2 protein-coding genes are annotated in these 6,274 nt (G+C 64.1%); both read left to right on the top strand.

Annotated elements, in window-relative coordinates; genetic code table 11:
• Positions 1-4,690 (top strand): RHS repeat-associated core domain-containing protein (locus GY725_03365; protein ID MCP4003213.1); only part of this gene is annotated, 4,690 nt, incomplete at its 5' end.
• Between the two features lie 34 nt (positions 4,691-4,724).
• The gene (locus GY725_03360) at positions 4,725-5,918 is read left to right on the top strand and encodes a YjaG family protein (GenBank protein MCP4003212.1); all 1,194 of its coding nucleotides are present in this window, start codon (positions 4,725-4,727) and stop codon (positions 5,916-5,918) included.
• Positions 5,919-6,274: the final 356 nt, after the last annotated feature.

The raw sequence follows: 6,274 nt of genomic DNA, 5'->3' as shown, positions 1-6,274 counted from the left end.
CGTTCCGCACACGCTTCTCAACCACAATCTCGACTCGATCGAAACGAGCGAGGGGCTGGTCGTCACTATTCAGTACTACGAGAATGACGACTATCAGGTCGACAAGGTGCGCTCGCATACGTCTGCCGGCGACACGACGCGCTACTTCTACGACGCCTACTCCGATGCACACCAGCCGGACGTCGATCACCGAACGACGATTCGCTACGGGAACGGCATGGTGGAGCGATACCTTCACGGCGACGGATTGCTCTATCGCACGGAGGTCTTGAACGGTCAGTACACCGAAAATCTGGCGTTCATGCCGAATACGGCCGATCCCGGGCCGTCGGAATGGTGGCGTCTGTTCGACTACAACGACGACTTCCAGATGACGAGCGTGTCGTACACGACACGTGAACGGTATCTAGCGGATCCGCATCAGTCGCGGCGGACTCTGTACTTCTACGACACGACCAATCCCGATCGATTCCAACGGGGAAATATGGTCGCGCAGCACACGTTCCCGGACGTCGCCAATCCACACTCGTCGCCGTTCACGGAGCAGGTGACGCTCTTTCAGTACGACCCCGTGACAACAAAGGTCGTCGCTTCGACCGACCCGTTGGGCAGAACCACGAGGCGTAAGTTTGGTCACCACGAGCTGGACTACGACACCGCGCGGAGCCTCCCCCTGCTTGCGGGTTGGGAGATTCTCGGGGACCAACCTGCGGACCCGACGCTCTGGGACCAGGGCGATCTGAACGGAGACGGAGCGGGGGGCACGTACGAGGTCGTACAGGTCGTCGCACCTATCGGCGAGATCGAAGAGACACCGGGAAACCCCGTGAGCTTCGAACCCACTACAACCCACAACTACAATGTCTGGGGTCAGCGCATCGCGACGCACCGCCCCGATGGCATCGTCGAGGGCTTTCGTCATCTGCACGGCCTGCTCGAGGAGACGACCGTCTCCGCTGGCGGCGAGGACTTGACGACGACGCTGGAGCGAGACTCCCTGGGGCGTGTAACGCGGAAGATTCACCCGGACAACAGTGTCGAGGAGTTCGCCTTCGATGCTCGCGATCTCATCGTCGGGCATACGCGTACGACGACCGGACAGATCGAGCACGCGGAGTGTGCGACGTTCGGAACGATTACGGCACAGTGCTCCGATCACCACGGAATCACCAACTACTTCTTTTACGACGGAGCGGGCCGGTCGGTCGGTATGACGCGGCCACAGTTCGACCGGCCGACGACGCCATCGCTGGCGGCGAACGGAGACAAGACGGACTGGGAGTTCTTCGTCGACTACGACGTTCGGGGAAAGCCGACGACGGTGGAGCGCAATGTCCACGACTCAGCCGGGCAAGTCCTGAGGAGCGGGCAGTGGACGCAGACCTTCGACGCAAGAGGGCGGCGTTCGGGCGTTACGACCCCGAGCGGAGCGCAGCACACCTTCGGCTACGATGCGTCCGGCAACCAGATTCACTGGCAGTGGGTGGGCACTGGGGACGATGGCAGCGGTAGCTTCGAGCAGTTCTACAACGACTTTGGGCAGCTCGAGCTCGAGATGCACCCGATTGCCTCGAATCCCGGTGGGGCTCGCGATAGTTCGACCTACTCCTACGACGGTTTCGGCCACCTTCGGCAGGAGACCGATCCGGCGGGCATCGTCCAGGAGTACGAGGTTGAAGCGGGCGGAAGGGTTGCGGTACGTCGCCTGAAGCAGGGGACGGATGTCATTCACCAGGTGACTTACGAGTACGACGTGTGGGATCGGCTCACACGTGAGGAGCGGACCCGCTCGATCTTGCTCGCGAACGGGCAAGTCTCTCCGGTCACGGGCACATCGATCATCGATCGCTACGGGTACGGCGAGCGCGAGGCCGGCCGACTCTGGACGCTGCGTGACGCTGCGGGCGTCGGGCGTCTCGAGGCGCGTGAGTACGACGACTTGGGCCGGTTGCGAGCCGTCTCTGCCGGATCGGGCAGCGAAGTCGTCCGGACCGAGTATGTGCGAGACGTCATGGGGCGCATCCTTTCGGAGACTCGCATCCACGACGGAGAAGGACGTCCTGGGCCCACTTCGCCGAGTGCATCGACTTGGACGTTCTCCTACGGGCAGTATGGCTTCCTCGCCCGCAAGGACAATCCCGTCGGCGGCTACGAAACCTACGCGCACGACGTCGCGGGGAACACTGTGCTCGCGCTCCGTTCGAATGGATTGCGGAGGGGCATGACATGGGACTCGGCTGGAAACATGCTCTCCTCGCGAGAGATGGGGGGCGCGCTCGACCGGATAGAGGAGTTCGAGTACGACCTCGCCGGCCGGTTGACGCGGCACACCGATGCCCGGGACAAGGAGACCGTGCTGGGCTACGACTCGCTGGGCAGGCTGGAGTCGCGGTCGCGACCGGGCACGGGTCTCGAGTCGATGGTGTACGACGCGGCCAACCGCCTTGCGACGAGGAGTGGGCCAGGAAGCCTGCAGGTCGCCTACGAGTACACGCCACGCAATCAGGTCGCCAAGATCACCGCATCGGGTGCGGGTCCCGCGGTGACGCAGACGTTCGAATACAATGCCCTGGGCGGCGTGCGATCCGCCCAAGATCTGGTTGCCGGTCGCCCGACCGTCTCTGTTTCGCGCGCACAGTCCAGCGAAGGCTGGGTCGCGGAAGAAGTGATCGTCGGGATCGGGACTACGTCCACCTTGACGATGGTCGCGAACGGCGCCGGCGAATCGACAGAGCTGACCTATCCGTCAGCGTACGGCGTTGAGATAGATCGGGATTCGCTCGGCCGCGTCGAGGCATTGCGGGATGCTGGGACGACCGCGGTCATCGCGTCATTCGATGATCCGTATGGAGCGGGTGAATACCGAAGGGTGACGTGGGGAACAGGCGAGGTGCAGACCGTCGAATTCGACGGCGCAGGCTTCGTGACTCGGCAATTGATCGAGTCGTCGGCTGGCGTTCCGCTCGTCGATCGTGGTTACGTTTACTCGCCGATCGGGGAGATGCAGTCACGCTCGGAGGCTAGCACGGGTGTGACCGAGACCTTCGGCTACGACAAGGCGTCGCGGCTCACTGATTGGACCTACAACTCAGGCTCTGGTGTCACACGGACAGTTTCGTGGGAGCTCGACGATGCGAACAACTTCGAGGAACTCGACGACAGCCTGCTTGGCGTGGTCTCGCCTGAGCGTTCCGACGCCAACCAATACACGTCGTTTGCACCCCATTATCCGTCGATCGACTACGACGATCAGGGGAACGAGACGGACCGCGACCTCGCACCGGGCAGTAGCGATCTCAACTGGGATTCGCTCGGTCGTCCGTTCTCCCGCGCGGGTGCGCTAGGTACGACGGACTATCGCTACGGGCCTTTCGGCCGGCTTCTCGAGCGATCATCGCCGTCGGCGGGGCTCGAGCGGTTCCGGTACCTGGGGAGCGTGCCGATCGAAGCGGAGGGCGCGTGGGGGCTGAGGCGCTTCGTCGTCGATCCGCGCGGGCCTTATGCGCTTGCGTCCTACGACGGCCTGAACACGAGCTACTACGACATCGATCCGAGCGGGAACGTCGTCGGTGCACACGGTGGGAGCGGCTCGCCCAAGACGGTGCACTACGATCCGTACGGCATTGCGCGGGCCGGGGGGGCCGGCGCCGAGGTGTCTGTGGCCGACTGGGGCGGCGAGCCGATGTTCGCGGGACGCTTGTTCGACTTCGAGCACGAGACGTACGCCCTCGGGCGTCGGATCTATGATCCTGCGCTCGGCCGGTTCGTCTCGAAGGACCCGCTCGGTGAGCGTGGTGGCACGAACCTGTACGCCTATGCCGGGGCGAATCCCTTGGGATTCACTGATCGGCTGGGGCTGAGTCCTGATCCTGCGGGGGGGCACCGTGAGCCGGTGGCCCTGACCGAGCGGGCGTTCAGCTTCATCGCCGGCCGGCTCGAGCGTATCTATGGTCGGCTCAATATCTGGGGCGGCGAGTTGGCCGAGGCGATGGACCGATTCGCGGACGAGCTCGAGGTCGATGGCCCTGCTTGGGAGGATCGCTCGCGTTCGGACCAGGTTGCGCTCCTCGAATCAGCGCTCGAGTCGCAGCGTGGTGCAATCGAGGAGTCGGTCGGGGTGACGCAGCAGGAGCTGCAGCAGGGCCTTGGGCAGTTGGAGGGAGCGTTGGCGACGATCGAGGCGCAGGGGCGGCTCGAGCAACTGTCGATGCTCTTGGACCTGCCTGGAACGGCGGCTGAGTTTGTTGCGACCCAAGCAGGCGCGTCTCCGGAGCTCGCTTTGGCGATCGGATTCGTGGCCGGTTCGGTGACCGGTGGTGGTGCCGGTGCGATACGTCGAGCGCATGATCTGTACGAGATTGGGCTTACGATGCGCCGGGTTCACGGGGCCCTCGATGCCGAGGCTGCTAGAAGGAGAACGACGGCCGTCTTGAGGACGAGTGGGGGAGACGTGGTCGCGGGCGGCGGACGGGACCTGGATCGGGGTCAGCGCGCGCTCCTCGCCGGCAACGACATTCCGGCGAAGTTACCGGGTGCCCACGCCGAGGTCACGGCGCTTCAGCACGCCGCAGAGCAGGGACTGACGCCGAAGGCGATCATTGCAAGTCGGCCCTTTTGTGCCGACTGTGTGGCAGCCATCGAAAGCGCGGGTGGTAGGCTGGTTTGGCCGGACCGAGCCGTATGGCCTTAGCATCCCGGCTGCGAAGCGGAGTTCGAGGACGGGTATGACGGGGCCGAGTGATCAAGAGAGTCGATTTCGGGATCAACTCGACGCGCTCACACCAAGGCTGCGTGCGACGTTTGCACTGGCTTGTGCCGAACGATTGCTGCCCTTCTACTCGGAGTTCTGTCGGGAGACTGGCGAAGGTGAGCCAGCGACAGCTCTCGCGAGCTGCGATCGACTTTGGGACTACTTATCGGGGGAACCGTTCGCCGTGGACGTGGCGCGGGAGGCTCAGCGTTGTCTTGATCTCATCCCCCCCGAGTACGGGCCGGGTTCGACCCGGGCCTTCGCCGACGATGCTTGCGCAGCCTTAGCGTTCGCGTGGAGGTCATTGGAGACGAGTGATGGCTATGAGGCCATGGCAGCGGGGCGACGCACGCTCGCGAGTATCGACTACCACCTTACGACCACTCTCGACATCGACGATACGGAGGCGCTCGAGCACCCGCTCATCCACTCAGAATGTGCCCGTCAACAGCGCGACTTGTTTGAGCTGGCGTCGTCTCCCGATCGCGTGGCTTTGCGCGGCTTGCGTACGAGGGCTGTCGGGGAGTCCGAGGTCTTGTTCGATTTGAACACGGTCACTACGGGTGAGCATCCACGGACGGCACTCACTGCTCCGCCCGGCCTTCTCGATCTACGCCGAAGACTCGACGCGTTGTCCGTGGAGCAGCGGGCGAGCTTTGCCGCGGCGTGTGCGGAGCGCCTGTTCCCGAGCTACGAGGCATCCTGGCGCAAGACGGGGGTGGGCGACTTCCCGAGTGCCAGAGCCAGCCTGGATAGACTCTGGGAACACCTCACGGGGACGCTCACAACCTGTGACCCAAGGGCTGAGTTGGCGGGGTCGCAGGGCCTGGTGCCGGGTGACGATCAGCAGGGCTCGAGCTCCGGTCCCACGGGAGATGCTTGCGTCGCGTTGGCTTATGGCTGGGAAGCGCTGACGACCCGAGATGCCCAAGCGGCGTTGTGGGCTGCGGGGGCCGTCTTCGAGGCCCTTTGGGGGCACGTCGTCGCACTCTTGCGACTCCGGCCGGGGGAACTCCGTGCCGCCGTGATGGGGCATGAGCTGGTTCAGGCTGAAGTCGCCCGGCAGGAGCGGGACCTCGCGTTGCTCGAAGCCGCGACGGGCACTGAGATCATCCGTCGTCTTCGAACCCTGGCGCTAAGTGAATCGAGCACTCTGTTCGGAAGCTAGGTGCTGTTGTCCGAGGAATCTGCTGGCAGCGCCTTGTGAACACTTAGGTCGACGACGACCCAGGGACGCGGTGCGCTCTTCATCCAGAGCGGGTCGTGGTCTCGAAAGTGCATTCTCGTTCTCGTACGGCGAGTGGCTCCGACGTCGACCAAGGGCCCGCACTATCGAGAGAGGCGAGAGAGATCGAGACTCGGTTCGATCCACATAGCGCGCTGTGGACGAGGTGCGCGAGTCAGCGGTCAAGCGCTCGGACGGAGGACATTCGTTCCGTTTGAGCGAGCGAACCCACAGCTCGTCCCGGCGAGCGTCAACCCGGCAGCGAGCCAGTTCGCACCCCGTGCAGGAGTGGCTCCCCG

It is taken from the genome of bacterium (assembly GCA_024226335.1).
Lineage (GTDB): Bacteria > Myxococcota_A > UBA9160 > SZUA-336 > SZUA-336 > JAAELY01.
This window is presented reverse-complemented; position numbering and strand designations above follow the sequence as displayed.